The sequence below is a fragment of the Cryobacterium melibiosiphilum genome, from assembly GCF_003602235.1.
Classification (GTDB): Bacteria; Actinomycetota; Actinomycetes; order Actinomycetales; family Microbacteriaceae; genus Cryobacterium; species Cryobacterium melibiosiphilum.
In genome coordinates, this window is record NZ_QZVS01000081.1 from 36339 (window position 1) to 57863 (window position 21525).

Consider the following 21525-nt stretch of genomic DNA (forward strand, 5'->3'; position numbering starts at 1 on the left):
AAACGCAGGCTACAGGCCGAGTTCGGCCAGGATCGGCAGGGCGGCGCGCACCCGTGCCTTGGCCTCGGTGGCCGTCGGAGCGGTGAGGGCCAGCGCGGCGATGTCGCGGGCCTCAGCGAGGGTGACGCTGGCCAGCACGGCGCCGACCGCGCTCAGCGACCGGGCGGTCATCGACAGGGTCGTGACGCCGATTCCGACGAGCACCACGGCGAGGGCCGGATCGGCCGCGGCCTCACCGCAGACCCCGACGGGCTTGTGGTGGCCTTCAGTCTCGCTGCCGGCCGCCGTCAGACGGATCAGCTGCAGCACGGCCGGCTGCCACGGAGTGTTGAGCTCCGCGAGCGGGCCGAGCTGGCGGTCGGCGGCCATGGCGTACTGGGTGAGATCGTTGGTGCCGAGGCTGACGAATTCCACGTGCGTGAGGATGCTCGCGGACATGATCGCGGCGGAGGGGACCTCGACCATGACACCGGGAATCGTGAGTCCGGCGGCGGCACACATCCCGGCGAAATGTTCGGCCTCATCGGTCGTGGAGATCATGGGCGCCATCACCCAGACCAGGGCTTCGGTGCCCTCGGCGGCGAGGGCGATGGCCTGCAGCTGGCGCTCCAGCACTCCGGGGGAGGTGAAGTCGGTGCGGTAGCCACGCACGCCGAGCGCCGGGTTCGGCTCCGAGGCATCCGTCAGAAACGGCAGCGGCTTGTCGGCGCCGGCGTCGAGGGTGCGCACGACGACCTTCTTGCCGGGGAAGGCATCGAAGACGCCGCGGTAGGCCTCGACCTGTTCGTCGATCGTGGGTTCGGTGTCGCGGCCGAGAAAGCAGAATTCGGTGCGCAGCAGGCCCACGCCCTGGGCGTTCGCGGCGGCGGCTTTGACGGCGTCTTTCGCGCCGCCGACGTTGGCGAGCAACGGCACGAGGTGGCCGTCTTTCAGGCGGCCCTCTCCGTCGAAGACCGAGAGAATCGCGCTCGTGGTTGCCCAGGCCTCGGCGGCCGTGCGCTCGGTGGTGCCGGGGTTCAGGGTGATGGTTCCGGCGGCACCGTCGACGTAGATTTCGGTGCCGTCGGTGAGGGTTTCGACGCCGGCCGCCGCGACGATGGCGGGCAGGCCGAGCGCCCGGGCGATGATCGCCGTGTGCGACTGCGGACCGCCGCTCGAGGTGACGAGGGCGAGCACGATCGACGGGTCGAGGGTGGCCGTGTCGGCCGGTGCGAGGTCCTCGCCGACCAGGATGAAGGGGGTATCCGAGAGGGGGATGCCGGGGGCCGGCATTCCGCGCAGTTCGGCCACGATGCGGGCGCGCACATCGAGCACGTCGGCGGCACGTTCGGCCATGTAGCCGCCCAGGTTGTGGAGCATTTCGGCGACGGATGCTCCCGCCTCCCAGATCGCGCGCTCCGGCGTGAGGCCGGAGTTGTTGATGAGCTTGATGCCGCCCTTGATCAGCAGCGGGTCGGCGGCCATCAGCGCCGTGGCCTCGAGAACGGCCTTGCTGGCACCCTTGGCGCCATCGGCCCGGTTCTTGAGTTCGGAGTGCACGGCCTTTGAGGCCGTGCGCAGGGCGGCGACGGCGTCTTCGGGGGCGCCGCTGAGCTGCTCGCCGACCGTGGGTTCGCTGACGGGAGAGGGCATCTTGCGGATGACGCCCACGATGCGGCCGGGGGTCACTCCGACACCGGAATAGGACCGCGCCGACGTCGGTTCGGACTGCGCCTCGGTGGACTTCGTCTGTTCTGAAACGGTGGGCACGGAACATCCTCGATTCTTCGCAATGCTGTTGAAACGTGCTGGCTTCCGGGTGTGCCGGAACTGCTGGATTGTGCTGGATACTACCCGCGTCGCGGCCTCGGAGTGGGGCCGCAGCCCCACTCCGAGGCCGCGGCCTGACTCTAGGTTAGGCGGTGGCCAGTGCGGCCTCGTCCACCTTCGGCTTACGCACGACGTAGCGCTTCAGCGCGACCACGGCGAAGGCCGAGATGACCGTACCGATCACGATCGACAGCACGAACAGCAGGAAGTTGTCGATGGCGAAGAAGACGAACACTCCACCGTGCGGGGCCTTGCTGGTCACTCCCCACATCATCGACAGCCCACCGGTCACGGCGGCGCCGAGCATGCTTGCCGGGATGACGCGGAACACGTCGGCGGCGGCGAACGGAATCGCACCCTCAGAGATGAAGGAGGCGCCGAGCAGCCATGCTGCCTTGCCGTTTTCACGCTCGGCCAGGGTGAACAGCTTCTTGTCGAGCACGGTGGCCAGGGCCATCGCGAGGGGCGGAACCATGCCGGCGGCCATGACCGCGGCCATGATCTGCCACGGTGCCTGGTTGGCGAGGGTCGCGGCGCCGAGGCCGGCGACGGCGAAGGCGTAAGCGACCTTGTTGACCGGTCCGCCGAGGTCGAAGGCCATCATGAGGCCCAGGATGACACCGAGCAGGATCGCGGAGGCACCGGTGAGGCCGTTGAGGAAGTCGCTGAGGCCGACGGTGAGCAGGGCGATGGGCCCGCCGAGCACGAGGAACATCAGTCCGGAGGCCACGATCGACGCGACGAGCGGGATGATGACGACGGGCATCAGGCTGCGCAACCAGCGCGGCACACTGAGACGGCCAATGGCCGCGGCGACGACGCCGGCGAGCAGGCCACCGACGATACCGCCGAGGGTGCCGGCGCCCATGAAGCCGGCGACGGCACCCGCGACAAAGCCGGGCGCGATCCCGGGGCGGTCCGCAATGGCGAAGGCGATGTAGCCAGCCAGGGCCGGAACCAGGAAGCCCATCGACAGGGCGCCGATCTTGAAGAAGACCGCGCCCAGGTAGATGAGCAGGCCACCCTCGGGGAGGTTGCCGAAGCTGTTGTTGNAACCAGGAAGCCCATCGACAGGGCGCCGATCTTGAAGAAGACCGCGCCCAGGTAGATGAGCAGGCCACCCTCGGGGAGGTTGCCGAAGCTGTTGTTGAGGACCACGTCGTCGGCGACATCGGTGATCTGGTAGCCGCCGAGCAGGAAGCCGAGGGCGATGAGCAACCCTCCGCCGGCGACGAACGGGATCATGTAGCTGACGCCGGTGAGCAGGGCGCGCTTGACCTTCTGGCCGAAGTGCTCACCGGCCTCGGTGGATTCGTCGGCCACGGCGCCGGAGCCGCCGGCGACGCGGCGGGCGTTCGGGTTCTCGGAGGCGGCGAGGGCTTCCTGGATCATCTTCGCGGGTTCGTCGATGCCCCGTTTGACCGGGGAGCTGATGACGGGGAGTCCCGCGAAGCGTTCGCGGCCACGCACGTCGACGTCGACGGCGAAGATGACGGCGTCGGCGGCGGCGATGATCGAGGCGGCGAGCGGCGTCGCGCCGGCCGAGCCCTGGGTTTCGACCTGCAGGTCGACGCCGGCCTCCTTTGCGGCGGCAACGAGGGCATCCGCTGCCATGTAGGTGTGGGCGATGCCGGTGGGGCAGGCCGTGACGGCCACGAGGCGCTTGGTCGCGGAGTGGGCCCCGGAGGAGGTGCCCGTTCCGGTGCCCTCGGCGGGCACGCTGCCGGCGGCGACCGGGACCGGGGCGACGACGGCGCTGACGAGCTGCACGATCTCAGCGGCGGAACCGGCAGAACGCAGCGACGCCGTGAAGTCTTTCTTCATGAGCGAGCGGGCCAGCTTGGCGAGCAGCTTCAGGTGCTCCTGGTCGGCGCCGTCGGGGGCGGCGATGAAGAAGACGAGGTCGGCGGGTCCGTCTTTGGAACCGAAGTCGACGGGGCTCGCCAGGCGGGCGAAGGCCAGCGTCGGCTCGGTCACGGCCGTGGAGCGGCAGTGCGGGATGGCCAGGCCGCCGGGGATGCCGGTCGCGGTCTTGGCTTCACGGGCCAGGGCGTCTTTCAACAGCCCGTCGACCTCGGTGGCCCGGCCGCTGGCGACCACGAGCTCGACGAGGTGTCGAATCACGGTCGACGGCTCGGCGCCAAGGTTGCTGTCCAGAGCGACAAGCTCCGGGGTAATCAGTGCACTCACTGGTCATCCTCCTTTGGATGGGTGGGGTACGCCGCCACGGTGACGACTTCGTTGTTACTGGGTTCTGTATGGGTACTGGGTTCTGTATGCGTGTTGCGTTCTGTATGGGGCTGGGGGAATGCCGTCACGGTGACAGCATCGGGTCTGGTTTGTTCGAGGGCCGGCACGGTCGAGCCGGGCAGGGCGGCGGCGGCGGCGCCATGCGCGGCGGCCTGGCGCAGACAGTCGGCGGGGGAGGCCCCGGCGTTGCTGCTGAGCAGAAAGCCGGCGAGGGCGGAATCGCCGGCGCCGACGGTGCTGACGGCCACCATCGGCGGGGTCGTGGCAAGCCAGTACCCGTCCTTCGTGACGAGTAGTGCGCCCTTGGAACCGAGGGTCGCGAGCACGGCGCCCACGCCGGCGGCGATGAGCGTCTGCGCGGCGGCCGCGGCGAGCTCGGGGTCGGCTTCGAGGCTGTCAGGGTTGGAGATGCCGGTCAGTTCGGCGAGTTCGTCGGCGTTGGGCTTCAGCAGGTCGGGCGCGGCGGCGACGGATGCCGCGAGCGGCGCCCCCGAAGAATCGATCGCCACGCGCGGCGCGGCCGCACCAAAACGTGCGCGCAGGGTGCGGGTGACGTCCGCATAGAACGTCGCCGGCACTCCGGGCGGCAGCGAACCGGCCAGAACGACCCAGCGCGCGCCCTCGGACTGGCTGAGCACGAGTTCGACAAGGGCGTCCTGCTGTTCACGCGTCAGCGCGGGGCCGGGCTCGTTGACCTTCGTCGTCGTGCCGTCGGGCTCGGTGATGGCGACGTTGCTGCGCAGGGCCGTCCCGATCGGCAGACCGAGGTGCGGAACGCCCTGAGCGGTGAGCGCGACCAGCACGGGGTCCTCGGGGTCGCCGGGCAGAATAGCGAGGCTGCGCACCCCGGACACTTCGAGGGCACGACAGATGTTCACGCCCTTGCCGCCGGGTTCCTGGTGCGCCGAGACGGCCCGCTGCACCTCGCCGCGGGCGAGGGCGCCGGGCAGGGCGATGGTGCGGTCCAGGCTCGGGTTGGGGGTAAGCGTTACGATCATGCGATCACGACCTCTACGTCGGCCGCGGCGAGGGCTGCGGCGAGTTCCGGATGGGGGGCGGCGTCGGTGATGAGGGTGTCGATCTCCCCGAGCGTCGCGAAACGCACGAGGGTCTCCTCACCGAGTTTGGAGGAATCGGCCAAGGCCACGACCCGGCGGGCCGAGCGCACGATGGCGCTCTTCACGGCCGCTTCGACGGAGTCGGGGGTGCTGAAGCCGAAGTCGGGGTGCACTCCGTTGGCGCCGATGAAGGCGATGTCGGGGCGCAGGGCCTCGAGCTGTTCGATCGTGGTGCGACCGACGATCGCCCGGGTGAGCCCGCGAACGCGGCCGCCGAGGATGTGCAGCTGCACGGCATCCGTTCCCGAGAGCTTGTAGGCGATCGGGATGGCGTTGGTGATCACGAGCAGCGGGTCGGCGCCGGGAGCGGGCACCCAGTCGCAGAGCAGGTCGGCGAGGCGCTCGGTGGTGGTGCCGGCGTCCAGCACGACCGAGCCGGTGCGGCCGAGCGGCATCATGGCCAGCGCGGCGGTTGCGATGCGGGACTTCTCGTCGAGGCGCTGGGTCTGGCGCTGCTCGAGGCTGGGCTCGGACAGACTCTGCCGGTCGGTGGCGACGGCGCCGCCGTGTACGCGGCGTAGCTGGCGGTTGTCCTCGAGGGTGGACAGGTCGCGGCGCACGGTTTCGGGGGTGACATTGAACCGGGCGGCGAGGTCGTTCACGGTGACGCGGCCCCACTCGGTGACGAGTTCGGCGATCAGTAACTGACGTTCTTCGGCGAACATGATGCCTCCTCGACTTTGAGTGGATGTGCGGTGACCCGGGGCGTGAAACGAAGCTGAACGGGGGTGAATCAGGCTTGTGACACTGACTGTAGCTTCGTTTGCCTGTACATGCAAGAGAAAACACAGACAAACAAAGAAAATTTCTGGCGTTCGGGACGGGCCACGGGGTGGGCGGCGGGGAGTGTCGGTGGGTGCCGTTAGCGTGGAACGCATGAAGATTCTGCATACCTCGGACTGGCATATCGGGCGCACCTTTCATACCCACCCCACCCTCGACCACCTCGGCACGGTGCTCACCGCCCTCGTCACGGTCGTGCGTGACCGGGGCGTCGACGTGGTCGTCGTCGCCGGTGACATCTTCGACTCGGCCATGCCGTCCAAAGACAGCCTGAGCGTGCTCACGACCGTGCTGCGCCAGCTGAAGGATGCCGGCGCGGTTGTGGTCATGACCAGCGGCAACCACGATTCCGCCGCGCGGCTCGGCTTCCAGTCCGAATGGGCCCGGCTCGCGGGCATCCATATCATCACCGGGCCGAGCGAATACCTCGAGCCCGTCACCGTGGAGGATTCCCACGGTCCCGTTCACTTCTACGGCATCCCGTACCTGGAGCCGGTCATCGTCCGCCATCACCTGCGTGCCCTGCAGAGCCCGGAATCTGGCGATGTGGAGCTGAAGACACACGAACAGGTGCTCGGTTTCGTCATGGGGCAGGTGCGGGCCGATGCAGCAGCGCGCGGCGGGCGCAGTGTGGTGCTCGCCCACTGCTTCGCCGCCGGGATCAAACCCGCCGCCGAAGCCAGCGAGGTCGAGCGGGACATCACCGCCGGCGGACTCGACGTGGTGTCCACGAGCGTGTTCGACGGCCCCGACTACGTTGCCCTGGGTCATATTCACGGCCGGGCGACACTCAGCAACCGGGTGCGGTACTCCGGGGCGCCGCTGCACTACTCCTTCTCCGAGGCGGGCAAGCCGCGCGGGGCCTGGCTGGTTGAGCTGGGGACGGTGGATGCCGATCCGATCGTCGAGTGGGTCGATCTACCGGTGCCACGCCGCCTGAGCGAGATCACCGGCACGCTGGAGGAGTTGCTCGGCGACGCTCGGTTTCTCGAGAATGCGGGGGACTGGGTGAAGGCCGTGCTCACCGATCAGGTGCGTCCACTCGACGGCATGCGACAGCTTCACGAGCGGTTCCCGTTCTGCGTGGCGCTCGAGCATCGCCCGACCGTGGTGGTGGCTCTCGAAGCCTCGACCTACCGGGAACGCGTGCGAGCGAAATCCGACCCCGACATCGTGGCCGGCTTCCTCGAATACGTGCGCAACGGCGTCGGGCCGACCGAGTTCGAAGTCGCCCTGATCGCCGAGCTCCTGACGCAGCAAGCCAGCATCGAGTCCGACGGTGCGGTGGTTCGCCCATGAAAATCCTGCGGCTGCGGCTGGCCGGCTTCGGCCCGTACAAGAGCGAACAGCTCATCGACTTCGAGCGGTTCGACGACGACGGCATCTTTTTGATCACCGGCAAGACCGGGGCCGGCAAATCGAGTATCCTCGACGCCATCTGCTTTGCGCTCTACGCCCAGGTGCCACGTTTCGACGGCGGTGAGCTGTCGTTGCGCAGCGACCACTGCGCCCCCGACGACCCCACCTTCGTCGAACTGGATTTCAGCATCGGGGGTCAGCAGTACCGGGTCTACCGCACACCCCGCTACACCCGGCCGAAGAAACGCGGCGGGGGAACCACGGTCTCTCAGCCCGATGCCGTGCTCGAGGTGCGCCGCGGCGACGAGTTCGTCGGTGTCGCCGCCCGCCCGGTCGACGTCGGCAACGAACTGTCCCGCATCCTGCCCCTGAAGGTCGACCAGTTCCTGCAGGTCATCCTGCTCGCGCAGAACCGCTTTCAGAAGTTCCTGCTCGCCAAGACCGACGATCGTCGCACGGTGCTGCGCACCCTGTTCGGCACGGCGCGGTTCGAGCAGCTCGAATCCGCGCTGCTCCTGCGGCGCAAGACGGTCGACGGGCAGCTCGCCACGGTGGTGCGCAGCATTGAACAGCGGGCGGCATCCGCTGCCACCCAGCTGCGGCTGCCCGCCGTGCCCGACACGCCGGGCCTCGATTGGTTCGACGCCGGGCTCGCCGAACTCCACTCAGAACTCGCTGCGGCAGCGGAGCATGCCGACCGGGCCGCCGTGGCCCTCTTGACCGCGGTGGCCGGGCAGAAGCAGGTCGACGATATCGCACGTCGCCAGGCTCGCCGTGACGACGCGACGACGCGGCTGCGCGCCCTCGACGCGGAGCAACCGGCCATCGACTCCGAACGGCTGGCCCTCCAGGCGGCGGACCGCGCCGCGCGGGTGTGGCCACAGATCCGGGCAGCCGAGCAGTCGGCCGCCGCCCTCGCGACCGCCGTCACGGCTGAAACGGATGCCCGCACCCGCTGGGCCGCCGCCCTCGGCGACGTCGCCCTGAACGGCTCGAACGCTGGAGTCATGCCGGATGCAGCCAGGCCCGATGCCGGCGCGCCCGATGTAGCCCAGCCCGACGCCGGCCCGTCCGACACGCTCACGATCGAGAGCGTGCGCGCACTGCTCGACGGTCTGCTCGGGCGCCTCGGAACCCTCGACGACGCCCTCGGCGACGAGCGGCGTCTTCCCGCTCTGGACACCGAGATCGCCGGCCTCGCCGCGAGGGTGAACGCCGCCGCCGACGAGCTGGTCGCCGCCCAGGCCCGCATCGATGCCCTACCCGAACGGATCACCCTCGTCGAGACCGATCTCGCCGCGACGACCCTCGTGGCCGCCGGCGAGGGCGAGGCGAAGGCCGACCTGAAGCGGGCCACAATCGCACGTGAAGCCGCACAGGTCGTCGTCGACTGCGGCGACGAGCTCACGAGCGCCCGGGCCGGTGAGGCCGCGGCGAGCAGTGCCAACGCCGCAGCCGCTGCGCGCTACGAAGCGCTCCTGTCGACTCGGTTTGCGGGATTCTCGTCCGAGCTTGCCACCCGGCTCGTGCCCGGGCAGCCGTGTTCGGTGTGTGGGTCGGCCGAGCACCCACAACCGTCCACGGCGGTAGCCGATCCGGTCACCGAAGCCGACCTCGATGAGGCCCGACACATCATGATCGCCCGTCAGCGGGACCTCGCGGCGGCACACACCACCCTGCAGGCGATCGGTGCTCGCCTCTCCGCCGCACAGGCGACAGCCGGAAACCTCGGTGTCGACGAGCTGACCGTCGCCGTCACGGCCGCAACGGCGTCGCTGCGCACGATTCGGGCGGCTGCCGCCCGGCTGGGCGGCCTGACCGAAACGGTCGCGTCCCTTCGTGCAGACCTGGCCGCGGCGACCGCCGGGCTGGTCGACGTGCGGGCCGTTCGAGACGCCGCAGTCACCGCGCACACCGAGCGCCTGAGCCACCGGCACACGGTCGCCGACCGCGTCACCGTGCACCGCGGCGCCTTCGCGAGCATCGGTGACCAGGTCGCCCAACTGGAGCAGCAGCGGGACGCGAGTCGCCGGCTGGTCGACGCCCTCGATCTGGCGCGGGAACGAACAGACGCAGACCTGGCCGCCCGCAGCACGCTGGCCGTCCAGCTGCTCCACGAGGGCTTCAACTCGGGGGCCGCGGCCACCGCGGCCCGCCTGTCCCAGGCGCAGAGCACCCAGCGACAGACGCTGGTGCGGGCACACGATGATGCCAGCGCCGCCGCCCAGGCAACCCTCGCCGAGCCCGACCTGATCGGGCTGCCGCTCGAGCCGGTGAACCGGGAACCGGCCGACCTGCTGCTGCGCGAGGCCAGTGTCGCCCGCGACGACGCCCTCACCGGCCACAGCTCGATCTCGGAGCGCGCGGGCCAGCTGGCGACCGTGGTGACGGATGTCCGTCGCCACTTCGCGGCATCCGCTGCCCTGCTCGTGGAACAGAAACAGGTGCGCGGCCTCGCCGACGTCGTGCACGGCGACGAACCGAACACCAAGCGGATGCGCCTCGAAAGCTTCGTGCTCGCCGCCCAGCTCGAGGAGATCGTCGCGGCGGCGAACCAGCGGCTGCGCACCATGACAAGCGGACGATACACGCTCGAACACGACGACACGGCGGAGTTCCGGGGCACCAAGTCGGGGCTGGGACTTGCGATACTCGACGAACACACCGGTCGGGCACGGGCGACCCACTCCCTGTCGGGCGGCGAGACCTTCCTGGCGTCGCTCGCGCTCGCGCTGGGACTGGCCGAGGTGGTCACCAATCAGGCGGGCGGCATCACCCTCGACACGCTGTTCGTTGATGAAGGCTTTGGGTCCCTCGACAGTGAAACCCTCGAAACGGCGATGGGCACCCTCGACACCCTGCGCGCCGGCGGGCGCACGATTGGGCTGATCAGCCACGTCGAGTCGATGAAAGAGCAGATTCCGGCCCGGCTGAGCATCGTGGTCACCGACCGGGGCGACAGCTTCGTGGAGGCGCAACGGTAGCGGGCGCCGCAGGCAGGGTCAGGAGTGCAGGGCCTCCTTCAGCGTGGTCGTCGCCTGGGCAATCGCAGCGCGGGCAGCCTGGGTGTCGTGCAGCTGGTTGAGCATCACAAAGTCGTGCAGGATGCCCGTGTAGCGCACCGCCGTCACCGCAACGCCGGCGGTGCGGAGCTTGGCGGCGAAGGCCTCACCCTCGTCGCGCAGCACGTCGGCTTCCCCGGTGATGATGAGCGCCGGCGGCAGGTCGCGCAACTGTTCGGTGGTGGCGCGCAGGGGGCTCGCGGTGATCTGGGCACGGTCCTTCTCGTTGGTCGTGTACTGGTCCCAGAACCATTTCATGGCCGCGAGGCTCAGAAAGTAGCCTTTCGCGAAGAGCTTGTAGGACTCGGTGTCGAACCTCGCGTTGGTCACCGGGTAGAACTCGACCTGCTGCACGAAGTGCACATCCTGGCGTTCCTTGGCCAGCAGGGTGAGCGCGATCGCGAGGTTGCCGCCGACCGAATCCCCAGCCACGGCGAGCCGTGAGCCATCGAGGTTCTGGTCGACACCGTCGCGAACGATCCACTGTGCCACCGCGTAGCACTGCTCCAGGGCGATGGGATATTTTGCTTCGGGAGCCCGGTCATACTCCGGAAAAACGACCGCGGCGTGGGCGCCGATCGCGAGGTCGCGCACGAGGCGGTCGTGGGTGTGGGCGTCGCCGAACACCCAGCCGGCCCCGTGCAGGTAGAGGATCACCGGAAGCGTGCCCGTGGTGCCGACCGGGCGCACGATACGGGCGTTCACGTGTCCGGTTGGTCCGCCCGCGATCGACACCCAGGCTTCGTCAATGTCCGGTTTGTGGATGTGGCTGGACTGCACGTCGTCGACGGCACGGCGGCCGTCGTTGGGCGGCAGCTCGTAGAGATAGGGGCGTTCGTCCGTCGCTTCGGCGAAGGCCTGGGCCGCCGGTTCGAGGACGATGTTGCGGGGGTTTGCGGTCATCAGAATCCCATCAGTTTCGGCTCTCGTTCATCGTCGCCGACCTGAGCGGGATCCGGCAGGCGCGTGCACGGATCGGCTACCTCCCGTGCGTGCAGCGACCAGTGGCCCGCGTCATACCCGGGTGAGTACGATATCGGCATGGTTGTGCTCACCCGCCGATTCGACCAGCATCCGTCTGACAGCCCTGCGGAGCACGGCTACGAACGCTTTGTGATCGGACGCCGCGAATCCCTCCAGCCCGAGGTCATCCGCGGTCCCGGGCACACCGGTTGCGACCTGGTAACCGTGCAGGTTCAGCAGATCGGGTGTCTGGAACTGTTTCAGGGCGGTCAGGTCACGCCGGTGCCCGCGGGGCATCTGCTCATTTTTGACGCCTCTCACCCGTTCGTGCTCACCTATCCGGGGCCCCATCTGAGTTCGCGGTTCGAAACGCCCAAGCGTCGCCTCGGCCTGTCCGACGCCGATCTGGCCGCCCTCTGCCGGGCGCCCCTGGGGCTGGCGGCGACGGATGCGCCGGGTGGCGGGGCATCCGTCGCCGCAGCCGCGATTACCCAACTGGCGCGAGTTGCCGGCACCCTGAGCGCCCGAGCCGGCGCCTTGATGGCGGAGGTGATCGTGGACCTTGTGCGGATCGCCGCCACCGAACAGCTCGCGGTGTACCCGTCCAGTGACCTACGGCATCGCGGGGTGGTGCAACAGGTCAGCGACTACATTGACGCGCATCTGCGCGACGCCGATCTGGCCCCGGCCGCGATTGCAGCTGCGCGGTGCATGTCGCTGCGGGCGCTGCACAAGGCCTTTGAGAACGAGCCTGCCACCGTGCACCGGCTGATCCAGCAGCGTCGGCTCGAGCACGCGCGCACCGACCTGGGCGCGCCGGGGGAGCCCCCGATTCCGGTCGCGGCGATCGCCGAACGGTGGGGGTTCGGCAGCGCGTCGCTGTTCACCCGGCTGTTTCGTCAACGGTTTGGCGCGTCACCGAGTGAGTGGCGTCGGGCGAGGCGTGATTCGCTCGACATCTGGGGGCCGGACTCTGCCCCCAGAGGGGGGTGAGATTGGGGATTGCCCCGGGGCGCGCCCCCTGCCACGCTCGACATGCTGCGCACACTGGGGCGTGCGGCTGACGGGAGCCCGGCGTGACGCAGAAAATTCTCTACATCGACCTCGACAATGCGCTGGTCAACGTGCAATCGGGTATCGACCGGCTCACCAACGCGGAGTACTGCCGCTACGAGAATCGTCTGGACGAGGTTCCCGGCATCTATGCGCGGATGGAGCCGTTGCCCGGCGCGATCGAGGCGTTTTGCACCCTGGCCAAATCGTTCGACACCTACATCCTGTCGACCGCGCCGTGGGCGAACGCCAGCGCCTGGCAGAACAAACTCGAGTGGGTGCACGAGTATCTCGGGGCGGAAGCGGGAACCCCGGCCTACCAACGGCTCATCCTCTCGCATCACAAACACCTCAATCGTGGGGAATTCCTCGTCGACGACCGCTCCGCGATCGGCGCCGACCGGTTTGAAGGCGAACTGATCCAGTTTCTGACCCCGGACTTTCCGGATTGGGCGACCGTCACGCGGTACCTGCTCGAGCGCGCAGGTACCGAAGACGACCGCGCCCCGCGGCGTCTTTCTCACGCCTGACACCCATCTGGGTCATAGGAACCGCATAGCCGCATGCACTTTGCTCTGTCTTAGAGACGATGGCTGCACGCCGTTGCCCTGAGTGACAGACAGAACTGAGTGAAAGGCAGAGCAATGCGCACACCTGACGACGACCACAGCCAGAACGCCCACGACACCGCGAACGACCGGTCGGCAGAGCACATCGAAGCGGATGCCGCTGCGGCCGCTCCATACGTCGTCGTCTACGAGGTGGCCCCGGACGGCACGACGGGGACCAACCGGATCGCGACCGGATTCGCCCCGCCGTCCACACGGAAATCGTTCTGGCGTTCCCGCACCGCTGCGGCGATCGGCGTCGCTGCGGCGCTCATCGTGGGGTCGAGCGGCATCGGTTACGCCGTCGGCCAGGCCGGCAACGCCAGCGCCACGAGCGACCTGAGCACGACCTCCGTCACCGGCGACATCCCCGGAGTGACCGACGGAACGACCGGCACCGACGACGGCACCACATTCGGTGGTCCGCCGGCCGGGTTCTCCGCTCCGAACGGTGTCGACCCCGGTGCGGGCTTCGGGCCCGGCTCGTCGCAGGGCTCCTCGGGATCGTCGACGGACACGAGCACGCTCGAGTCGACGGCCGCAACGGACGCCCAGTCGGCCGGCATCGTGCTGATCGAGACCGAACTCGACTATGAGAGTTCGGCGGCCGCCGGCACCGGTGTGGTGCTCAGCAGCGACGGGCTCATCCTCACCAACAATCACGTGATCGAGGGCTCGACGAGCATCTCGGTGACGATCGCCACGACCGGCGACACGTACACCGCCGAGGTCGTGGGCACGGATTCCAGCGCTGACATCGCTGTGCTGCAGCTGCTGGATGCCTCCGGCCTCACCCCCGCAGACCTCGACACCACATCCGCCGTGGCCGTCGGCGATGCCGTCACGGGCGTCGGCAACGCCGGCGGAACCGGGGAACTCACGGCCGCCGCCGGGGCTGTCACCGCGCTCGACGAAACCATCACCGCCCAGAACTCCGACGGCTCCAACGCCGAAACGCTCAGCGAACTCATCGAGGTCAACGCGCAGATCGAATCGGGAGATTCCGGCGGCCCGCTGCTCGACGCGGACGGCGAGGTCATCGGCATCAACACCGCGGCCTCGTCGGGAACCGCGACCGTGACGGGTTACGCGATCACCATCGAGAACGCCCTGGACACCGTCGCCGCGATCGAGTCCGGCGTCGAGACCGACACCGTCACCATCGGCTACCCGGCCTTCCTCGGCGTCGCGGTCGGCGCCACCGCGACCGACGGCTCAGCCCTGCTGCAGGCCGTCATCGCCGGCACCCCCGCCGCCGCAGCCGGCCTCGTCGAGGGAGACACCATCACCGCCGTCGACGGCGTTCCCGTGACCGGCGCGACCCTGTCGACCGTGCTGCAGGGCTACTCCGTTGGAGACGCGGTCGCGGTGACGTGGACCGATGCCGCGAGCACCAGCCACACCGCATCCGTCACCCTGATCGCCGGGCCCGCCGACTGACCCGCGCCCAGGACTTTCGCCCACCCGACGCCGTACCGTTCGACGGTGTTGGGCGGGCTTTTCGGCGTTTCGGGCCGGAGACGATGGCGCTAGCCGCCAATCTCCGTCGAATGGTACGGGGCTGCGAACACGGCGGCGGGGGCGGGTGCCGCGGCGCGCGGATAGAAGACGGCTCGCCGCACCGACACCCGCACCGGCTCCCCGACCAGCGGGCGGACGCCGGGAACCCGGCACCGCACCGAGGCTCCCTCCCAGTCGACGACCACATCGTTGCCGGTGCGCCCGAACAGCGACGAGGTCACTCGGGCAGAGCCGTGGTCGTCGTCGCCCTCACCGCGGACGTCCTGGCGATCAGCGCTCGCGGCGACGAGGTCGATGTCCTCGGGAAGCACCGCGATCGACCCCGGCCCGGATCGCCCGCCCACCGCCTCGATTCGGCTGCCCGGCACGGCACACGGGTGGTCCGTCGCGACGAATCCGCTGGGCGAGAGCACCCCGCTGAAGATCGTGGCATCGGACAGGAACCTGGCCACCGCGGGGGAGTTCGGCAGGGATACCAGTTCGGGTGGCGCGCCGATCTGCTGCACGCGACCACCGTCGAGAACCACGACGCGGTCGGCCAGTGCGAGGGCTTCCTCCCGGTCGTGGGTGACGTGGATCACGGTGAGACCGATCGAGCGGGTGAGAGCCTGCAACTCGAGGCGCAGCGCACCGCGCAGGGGCTCATCGAGCGCCGAGAGGGCCTCATCGAGCAGCAACACGCGCGGCGAGCCGATGATCGCCCGGGCGAGGGCGACCCGCTGGCGCTGTCCGCCGGATAGGGTCGCCGGGTTGCGCTTGTCGAAGCCGGTCAGGCCAACCGTGCTGAGCACCCGCGCGAGCTGTTGCGCACGCTGTGCCCGGCCCACCCCGGCGCGGCGCAGCGGATAGACGATGTTCTGGGCCACCGTCAGGTGCGGCCAGACCGCGTGCTGCTGAAACACCATGCCGAGCCCGCGTTTCTCGGGTGCCAGCAACGTGCCCGGCCCGGCGACTAGAGTGTCGCCGATGTGCACCGTGCCGGTGGTCGGCGCGAGGAAGCCGGCGATGGCCCGCAGCAGGGTGGTCTTGCCTGAGCCCGACGGACCGACGAGGGCGATGAACTCGCCGTCGGCCACGGTCAGGTCGACGGCGTCGAGCCCCACGGTGCCGTCGGGGTAGGTCAGTCCCAGTCTGCTGAGGGTAACGGATGCCACGGTGAACCTTTCCAAGAATCGGGGAGAGTGCGGCGGCGTTCGTGTCGCCGGCGGTCAGTGTTGCTGGCGATCAGTGTCGCCGGCGGTCGACGAGCCCCAGGCCCGCCAGCCCGACCAGGGTGACCAGCAGCGACAGTGCCGCGGCGGCGTTGTAGGCGCCGGCCTGTTGCAGGCTGAAGATCGACACCCCCAGGGTCTGGGAGCCCGGGGAGAGCAGCAGCACCGAAATGGTCAGTTCCCGCACCGCCGTGAGCGCGACGAGTACACCGCCGGCGACGGCGGCGGGCACGGCCATGCGCCACGAGATGTCGATCAGGGCGCGCAGGCGGCTGGCGCCCGAAATGCGGGCGGCCTCCTCCATGCTCATCGGGGTGGACCGCAACGGCGCGGCGACGGCTTGCACCACGACGGCGACGAACGCCATCACATAGGCACAGAGAATCAGCCACGGCGTATTGAACAGGCCGATTCTCGGCGCGATGATCAGCCAGCCGACCGCGATGACGAGGCCGGGAATCGCCTGCGGCAACAGGGCCACGGTCGCGAGCGCCGCATTGGAGCGGGCACGGGTGCGGGTGACGATCGTGCCGACGGCGAGGCCGAGCACGGTGCAGATCAGCCCGGCGAGCACCGACAGCATGACGGAGTTCGTCGCACCCACGATCGTGCCGGGCGCGGTCGTGGCCCGCACGATGTTATCGAGAGTGAGGTTCTCCCACGCGAGCGGGACGCCCGGCGCCGGCAGCAGCGCCTGGCTGGTGAGGGCCAGCAGCGGCAGCAGCGTGATCGCCAGCACCAGGGTCCAGGCCACGATCGACGTCGCCGCGCGCGCACGGCCGAGGCGAATCGGCTGCGGCGGCGCCGACGATTGGTCGAGTTCGACACGGGTGCGGTTCACGAGCAGATCGATGACCATCGACAGTACCGCGACACCGAGCAACACCACGCCGATGGTGGCCACCACCTCGAGCGGAGATTCCACGGTTCCGGACTGGATGTACCGGTACACCAGCGTCGACAGGGTCACGAACCGCTCGGGCAAACCGATGATGGAGGGAATCCCGAAGTCCGCGAGGTTGGACACCGCAATCAGCGTGAACGCGCTGAAGGCCGCCGGCCGTAGCAGCGGCAGGGTGATCCCGGTCACCGAGCGCAGCAGCGACGCCCCGCTGATGCGCGCCGCCTGTTCCAGATCCGACGGCACCCGCCTCAGGGCCGCCGACATGATGATGTAGGCGATCGGATACGAGTGCACGATCAACAGGAACACCACGCCGTCGCCACCGTAGATGATCCAGAGCGGGCCGCCGAACCACTCGGTCCAGGCCCGGTTCACGGGCCCGGTGGGACCCGCTATCCCGATCCAGGCGATCGCGCCGACGAAGGGCGGCACCAGCAGCGGCGTCAGAGCCAGCAGCCGCAGCGTGCGCCGCCCGCGCAGATCGCTGCGATCGAGCAGTAGCGCGAGAATCGTGCCGACAAGCACCGCCCCGACCGCCGACGTCGCCGCCGAAACCACGCTGTTCCGTGCCGCCTCCACGACGTCACCGCTCAGCAGCAGCGGCAGGTGGTTGTTCGTGATCGCGAGCACGACGATCGCGGACAGCGGCAGCAGGATGACCGCCCCGCAGACCAGCCAGAGCACCGCCCGCAGCCCGTCGATCCCATCCCACGGGGCCGCCCAGCGTGGCCGTCGCTGCGGTTGTGGTCCAGCGGATGCTGCGGTGCCGGATGTGGTGGCAGGCACGGTGGGCCGAACGCGGTCACGACGGACCGGGCCCGGGCCGGGCGGGGCGGCTGGCGGCATCCGCTCTAGCTGAACAGTTCGGTGAAGCGCGCGACAGCGTCGGCGCGCGAATCGCTGATGACCTGCAGGTCGGGGGAGAGGATGGCGATGTCGTCCATCGCCGGTGCGCCCTCGGGGGTGCCGACGTCGTTCCGCACCGGCAGGTAGGACTGCTCGACGGCCAGTTCCTGCCCTTGCGCGCTGACCAGGAAGTCGACGAACGCCTCGGAGGCGTCCTGCTCGCTCGTGCTGGCGAAGATACCGACCGGCTGGGAGACGTACGGCACGCCCTCGGCGGGATAGGAGACATCGATGGGGGACCCGGCGGCCTTGAGCTCGCGCACGAGGTAGTCCACGACGATGCCGATCGGCTGGGTACCGGTCGCGACGGCCTGCGAGACCGGGCCGTTGCTCTCGGCGATGACCGGGTTGTTGGCGGCCAGGGCACTGAGCCAGTCGTCGCCGAGGTCGGGGGTATTGAGCCAGACCGCGGCGTTGTATGCGGCCGCGCCCGAGACATCAGGGTTGGGCATCGTGATCAGGTCGGCGTAGGCGGAGTCGGTCAGCTCCTGCCACGAGGTGGGCGGGGTGTCGATCATGGTCGTGTTGTAGGCGATGACCGTGGGAATGATGCGGGTGCCGGTGTAGAACCCGTCGGGGTCGACGACATCGGGGTTCAGGGCGTCCACGTCGGCGGGCGTGTAGGCCCGGAGCAGGTCGTCGGCCTTGTACCCCTCGAAGGTGCCGGCATCGGCGGCGAGCAGAACGTCGGCCTGCACGTCGCCCGAGGTGAGCTCGGCTTCGATGCGGGCGGTGAGGTCACCGGTGCCGGCGCGGAACACGTCGACCGTGACGCCCGGCTCGATCACGTTGAACGCAGCGACGACGGCATCGATTTTGGCCTGCGGCTCGGAGGTGTAGAGGGTGATCGTGGCGGCCTCGGTCGTCGCGCTGGCGTCGTCGGTGGTGTCGGTGGCGGCGGAGCAACCGGTCAGCGCGAGACCGACCAGGGCGAGTCCCGCGAGGGCGTTGCGGGTGTTGCGGGTGCTGAGGGTGCTGAGGGAATTGCGCATCGGGGGAAGGCGCGGGGTGGTGCGGGGCATGGGGTCCTTCGGGTCGGGCGCGGAAGTCGTGCGGGTGTTGCCGGCAGGCCTGACAGGCAGGCCCGGGAATCGGGGGTCAGCAGCAGTGCCGACGGATGTGTGCACTGTGAGTCCAGTGCGCGTCAGTCCAGCGCGGTGTCGGGGTCGGTGCCGAGGCTCGCGGCGTAACGCTCCCGCAGGGCATGGAACTGGTCGATGGTCAGCCCGCCACGCACGAGGTACGCTTCGACCCCGCCGAAGCGGTCCAGCACGGTCAGCACATGCCGCAGGGCGTCGGCCGGGCTGTCGAGGTGCAGGCTCAGCGCGGCCTCGTATTCCTCTTCCGTCAACGGCAGCTCGCGCAGGGCTGCGTCGGCCAGGTCCCGGCGAAACAGCCGCACCTCGGTCGTCGAGCGCGCGTAGTCGTCGACAACGTCGTCGGGCGCGGCACCCGCGGCGAGCAGAGTCAGGGCGACGACCAGGCCGGTGCGGTCCTTGCCGGCCGCGCAGTGCACGAGAACGGTGCCGGGAGTATCCGCGACCACCGCGACAGCCTGGGTCAGCTGCGCCGCCCGAGCGTAGAGGATCGTCTCGTAGATTTCCTCGAGCGTCTCTCCGTACGGCGACACCGGCGACACCGGCGACTGACCGTGCGGCGCCGCATCCGTCGCCTCAAAAATGGGCAGGTGATGTACCGGAATCGGGTGCCGCACCACCCCGCGCTCGCCGCTGTCGCGCAGGTCGAGCACGAGGGCGACCTTCAACCGGGCCAAGACGGATGCCCCCGCCTCCGTGATCGCATCCAGGGTCGCCGACCGTAGCAGCCACGGAGAGGCGGCGCTGCCGATGCCGCGCACGTTATAGGTGCCGGGCACGCTCAGGATAGTCATGCCCTCAGCATCCTTCGGCGAGGTGAACGGCTGGTGACCCGCACCTGTCGCGTGCCCGAACTTTCTTGGGCGTAGTGGTTTCCGGGCACACTGGGTGGCATGAGTATTCAATCCCCGCGCGTTCTCCCCCGCGTGCCCCTGCACGCACACTGGACGCCGCTCGCCGTCACCTACCTCGTGCTCAGCGTCATCGGCCTGATCGGCACCTGGACCTATAACGTCATCGCGATCCTCGAGCGCCGTGACTATCTGGGTGACTGGGTGGGCAGCGGCCCGTCTGTCTCGTCGCTGACCGTCGACCTGTTGATCGCGGCGATCGCCGGCAGCGTGTTCATCATCGTGGAGGCGCGGCGGCTCGGCATGAGGCGCGGCTGGCTCTACGTGGTGCTGTCCGGGGTCACCGCGTTCGCCTGTATGTTCCCCCTGTTCCTCTGCATGAGGGAGCGCACCCTCGCGGCCCGCCGAGCCGGGGCCGAGAACGCACCCCAAGAAACGAGCACCTAAATAGACATTGCGCGAGTGAGCACTTTCTGCAGTTCCGGAGCCCGGGAAGTGCATAAAGTGCTCACTCGTGTGAGGCTGGACCGCGCGTCAGAACGGAAAGAGCAGGCGGTGCAGGAACTGGCGGGTGCGTTCCTCGCGGGGGTTGCGCAGCAGGTCTTTCGGGGCGCCGTGTTCGACGATGGTGCCGCCGTCGACGAAGGCGATTTCGGAGGCGACTTCGCGCGCGAATTCGAGTTCGTGGGTCACGATGACCATGGTCCAGCCCTCGGTGGCGAGTTCCTTGATGAGTCGCAGCACGTCACCGACCAGCTCCGGGTCCAGGGCCGAGGTGGGCTCGTCGAAGAGCAGCAGCTGGGGGCGCAGGGCGAGGGCGCGCACGATGCCGACCCGCTGCTGCTGCCCGCCGGACAGCTCGAAGGGGTAGCTGTCTTTCTTTTCGGTCAGTCCCACCCGGTCGAGCAGCGCGAGGGCTTCGGCGGTCACCTCGGCCCGGTTGCGCTTCTGCACGATGACCGGGCCTTCGATCACGTTCTCGAGCACGGTCTTGTGCGGAAACAGGTTGTAGTGCTGAAACACCATTGCCGAGCGGTCACGCAGGGTCGTGAGCTGCTTCTTGCCGGGGGCGGGGTCAAAGGTGAGCGTGGCATAGCCGGCCACGTCGATGGTGCCGCCGTCGGCGAGGTCGAGTCCGTTCAGGCAGCGAAGGATCGTGGTCTTGCCCGAGCCCGACGGCCCGATCAGGGCGAGTACGGTGCCGCGGTTCACCGTCAGGTCGATCGATTCGAGCACCCGGGTTGTGCCGAAGCTCTTCTGCAGGCCGCGCACGGTGAGCAGGGCGGGGGCATCCGCTCGTGACTGAGCAACCCCCTGCGGGGCTGGTGGGCGGGGTGGGTCAGCGGGCGACATAACGGTCCAATCGCTTCTCGAGAAAACCCTGGCCGGTCGACAAGACGAGGCAGATGACCCAGTAGACCAGTGCTGCCTCGAGGTAGATCAGCATGAATTCCTGGCTGAACGCGGCAATCTGTTCGGCCTCGCGGAACAATTCGGTGACCAGGACCAGCGAAGCAAGCGAGGTGTCTTTCACCAGGCTGATGAAGGTGTTGGACAGTGGCGGCACCGAGACCCGGGCGGCCTGGGGCAGAATGATGCGGCTGAGGGTGCGGGAGCGAGACATGCCGACCATGTAGGCCGCTTCCCACTGGCCCTTGGGCACCGAGAGGATCGCGGCGCGGATGACCTCGGCCGCATAGCCGCCGACGTTGATCGAGAACGCGATGATCGCGCTCGGCCAGTAGTCGAGCACGATGCCGAGCGAGGGCAGCCCGTAGAAGATGACGTACAGCTGCACGAGCAGCGGAGTGCCGCGCACGAGCGAGATGTAGACGCGGGCGATGTTCGAGATCCAGCGCTGTCGGGACAGGCGCATGAGTGCCAGCGCGAGCGCGAGGACCAGCCCGATCGCGAACGAGCTCAGCGCGAGCGGAATCGTTCCGGTGATCGCCCCGAGCACCAGGGGGCCGAGGGAGCTGACGAACAGCTCCCAGCTGGACTCATTCATGCGCGCGATTCATCAGTTTCTT

16 protein-coding genes and 1 pseudogene are annotated in these 21525 nt (G+C 69.0%); 6 read left to right on the forward strand and 11 right to left on the reverse strand.

The features are described 5' to 3' along the window. Window positions 1-9 precede the first annotated feature (9 nt). The 4 genes and pseudogenes from ptsP to D6T64_RS09745 form a co-directional block, all read right to left on the reverse strand. Window positions 10-1668: a phosphoenolpyruvate--protein phosphotransferase gene (gene ptsP / locus D6T64_RS09730; protein ID WP_377011189.1), complete on the reverse strand. Its 1659-nt coding sequence runs from the start codon at window positions 1666-1668 to the stop codon at window positions 10-12. 226 nt (window positions 1669-1894) lie between these two features. Further along, a pseudogene (locus tag D6T64_RS09735) lies at window positions 1895-3999 on the reverse strand (PTS fructose transporter subunit IIABC). Beyond that, window positions 3996-5057 carry a 1-phosphofructokinase family hexose kinase gene (locus D6T64_RS09740; RefSeq protein ID WP_119973479.1) on the reverse strand — a complete coding sequence of 354 codons (1062 nt, stop codon included), beginning with the start codon at window positions 5055-5057 and terminating at the stop codon, window positions 3996-3998. The pseudogene D6T64_RS09735 and the gene D6T64_RS09740 overlap by 4 nt, the downstream one beginning before the upstream one ends. Continuing rightward, a complete protein-coding gene (locus D6T64_RS09745; protein ID WP_119973481.1) occupies window positions 5054-5842 on the reverse strand; it encodes a DeoR/GlpR family DNA-binding transcription regulator in 789 nt (262 codons plus the stop codon). The genes D6T64_RS09740 and D6T64_RS09745 overlap by 4 nt, the downstream gene beginning before the upstream one ends. Window positions 5843-6053: 211 nt before the next feature. Between D6T64_RS09745 and D6T64_RS09750 the strand changes: the two genes are divergently transcribed. Then, window positions 6054-7259, forward strand: coding sequence for an exonuclease SbcCD subunit D (locus D6T64_RS09750; RefSeq protein ID WP_119973483.1), 1206 nt, complete (start codon window positions 6054-6056; stop codon window positions 7257-7259). Beyond that, on the forward strand, window positions 7256-10303 hold the full coding sequence (locus D6T64_RS09755) for an AAA family ATPase (RefSeq protein ID WP_119973486.1): 3048 nt from the start codon (window positions 7256-7258) through the stop codon (window positions 10301-10303). Before D6T64_RS09750 ends, D6T64_RS09755 begins: the two co-directional genes overlap by 4 nt. 18 nt (window positions 10304-10321) lie before the next feature. Here D6T64_RS09755 and D6T64_RS09760 read toward each other — a convergent pair whose 3' ends face one another. Next, a complete protein-coding gene (locus D6T64_RS09760; RefSeq protein ID WP_119973488.1) occupies window positions 10322-11284 on the reverse strand; it encodes an alpha/beta hydrolase in 963 nt (320 codons plus the stop codon). Window positions 11285-11422: 138 nt separating this feature from the next. Between D6T64_RS09760 and D6T64_RS09765 the strand changes: the two genes are divergently transcribed. The 3 genes from D6T64_RS09765 (at window position 11423) to D6T64_RS09775 (ending at window position 14445) form a co-directional block, all read left to right on the forward strand. Then, complete coding sequence (locus D6T64_RS09765) at window positions 11423-12337, forward strand: AraC family transcriptional regulator (protein WP_119973491.1); 915 nt, start codon at window positions 11423-11425, stop codon at window positions 12335-12337. An 83-nt stretch (window positions 12338-12420) separates the two neighbouring features. Then, window positions 12421-12927 carry a 5' nucleotidase, NT5C type gene (locus tag D6T64_RS09770; RefSeq protein ID WP_119973492.1) on the forward strand — a complete coding sequence of 169 codons (507 nt, stop codon included), beginning with the start codon at window positions 12421-12423 and terminating at the stop codon, window positions 12925-12927. A 114-nt stretch (window positions 12928-13041) separates the two neighbouring features. Then, a complete protein-coding gene (locus D6T64_RS09775) occupies window positions 13042-14445 on the forward strand; it encodes a S1C family serine protease (RefSeq protein ID WP_119973495.1) in 1404 nt (467 codons plus the stop codon). Window positions 14446-14534: 89 nt separating this feature from the next. Here the strand turns inward: D6T64_RS09775 and D6T64_RS09780 are convergent, their stop codons facing one another. The 4 genes from D6T64_RS09780 to D6T64_RS09795 all read right to left on the reverse strand — a co-directional run bounded on the left by D6T64_RS09780 (window position 14535) and on the right by D6T64_RS09795 (window position 19438). Beyond that, entirely contained in the window at window positions 14535-15680 is a 1146-nt protein-coding gene (locus D6T64_RS09780) for an ABC transporter ATP-binding protein (protein ID WP_119973497.1), read from the reverse strand. Window positions 15681-15750: 70 nt separating this feature from the next. Further along, on the reverse strand, window positions 15751-17427 hold the full coding sequence (locus tag D6T64_RS09785; RefSeq protein ID WP_233550885.1) for an ABC transporter permease: 1677 nt from the start codon (window positions 17425-17427) through the stop codon (window positions 15751-15753). Window positions 17428-17492: 65 nt separating this feature from the next. After that, the gene (locus tag D6T64_RS09790; RefSeq protein ID WP_233550886.1) at window positions 17493-18569 is read right to left on the reverse strand and encodes an ABC transporter substrate-binding protein; all 1077 of its coding nucleotides are present in this window, start codon (window positions 18567-18569) and stop codon (window positions 17493-17495) included. A 122-nt stretch (window positions 18570-18691) separates the two neighbouring features. Further along, on the reverse strand, window positions 18692-19438 hold the full coding sequence (locus tag D6T64_RS09795) for a tyrosine-protein phosphatase (protein WP_119973502.1): 747 nt from the start codon (window positions 19436-19438) through the stop codon (window positions 18692-18694). Window positions 19439-19537: 99 nt separating this feature from the next. Here D6T64_RS09795 and D6T64_RS09800 point away from each other — a divergent pair, with 99 nt between their 5' ends. Next, window positions 19538-19942 (forward strand): DUF2834 domain-containing protein, encoded by a 405-nt coding sequence (locus D6T64_RS09800; RefSeq protein ID WP_119973504.1) that lies wholly within the window; start codon window positions 19538-19540, stop codon window positions 19940-19942. An 87-nt stretch (window positions 19943-20029) separates the two neighbouring features. Here D6T64_RS09800 and D6T64_RS09805 read toward each other — a convergent pair whose 3' ends face one another. After that, window positions 20030-20848: an amino acid ABC transporter ATP-binding protein gene (locus tag D6T64_RS09805; protein ID WP_119973507.1), complete on the reverse strand. Its 819-nt coding sequence runs from the start codon at window positions 20846-20848 to the stop codon at window positions 20030-20032. Then, complete coding sequence (locus tag D6T64_RS09810; RefSeq protein ID WP_119973509.1) at window positions 20835-21503, reverse strand: amino acid ABC transporter permease; 669 nt, start codon at window positions 21501-21503, stop codon at window positions 20835-20837. Before D6T64_RS09810 ends, D6T64_RS09805 begins: the two co-directional genes overlap by 14 nt. Window positions 21504-21525 lie beyond the last annotated feature (22 nt).

Excerpts from the sequence above, each read along its gene's own strand:
- D6T64_RS09745 (WP_119973481.1), bottom strand. The coding sequence starts at position 5,842 with ATGTTCGCCGAAGAACGTCAGTTACTGATCGCCGAACTCGTCACCGAG.
- D6T64_RS09800 (WP_119973504.1), top strand. The coding sequence starts at position 19,538 with ATGAGTATTCAATCCCCGCGCGTTCTCCCCCGCGTGCCCCTGCACGCA.
- D6T64_RS09740 (WP_119973479.1), bottom strand. The coding sequence starts at position 5,057 with ATGATCGTAACGCTTACCCCCAACCCGAGCCTGGACCGCACCATCGCC.
- D6T64_RS09790 (WP_233550886.1), bottom strand. The coding sequence starts at position 18,569 with ATGCCCCGCACCACCCCGCGCCTTCCCCCGATGCGCAATTCCCTCAGC.
- D6T64_RS09805 (WP_119973507.1), bottom strand. The coding sequence starts at position 20,848 with ATGTCGCCCGCTGACCCACCCCGCCCACCAGCCCCGCAGGGGGTTGCT.
- D6T64_RS09795 (WP_119973502.1), bottom strand. The coding sequence starts at position 19,438 with ATGACTATCCTGAGCGTGCCCGGCACCTATAACGTGCGCGGCATCGGC.
- D6T64_RS09810 (WP_119973509.1), bottom strand. The coding sequence starts at position 21,503 with ATGAATGAGTCCAGCTGGGAGCTGTTCGTCAGCTCCCTCGGCCCCCTG.
- D6T64_RS09750 (WP_119973483.1), top strand. The coding sequence starts at position 6,054 with ATGAAGATTCTGCATACCTCGGACTGGCATATCGGGCGCACCTTTCAT.
- D6T64_RS09760 (WP_119973488.1), bottom strand. The coding sequence starts at position 11,284 with ATGACCGCAAACCCCCGCAACATCGTCCTCGAACCGGCGGCCCAGGCC.
- D6T64_RS09755 (WP_119973486.1), top strand. The coding sequence starts at position 7,256 with ATGAAAATCCTGCGGCTGCGGCTGGCCGGCTTCGGCCCGTACAAGAGC.
- D6T64_RS09775 (WP_119973495.1), top strand. The coding sequence starts at position 13,042 with ATGCGCACACCTGACGACGACCACAGCCAGAACGCCCACGACACCGCG.
- D6T64_RS09765 (WP_119973491.1), top strand. The coding sequence starts at position 11,423 with ATGGTTGTGCTCACCCGCCGATTCGACCAGCATCCGTCTGACAGCCCT.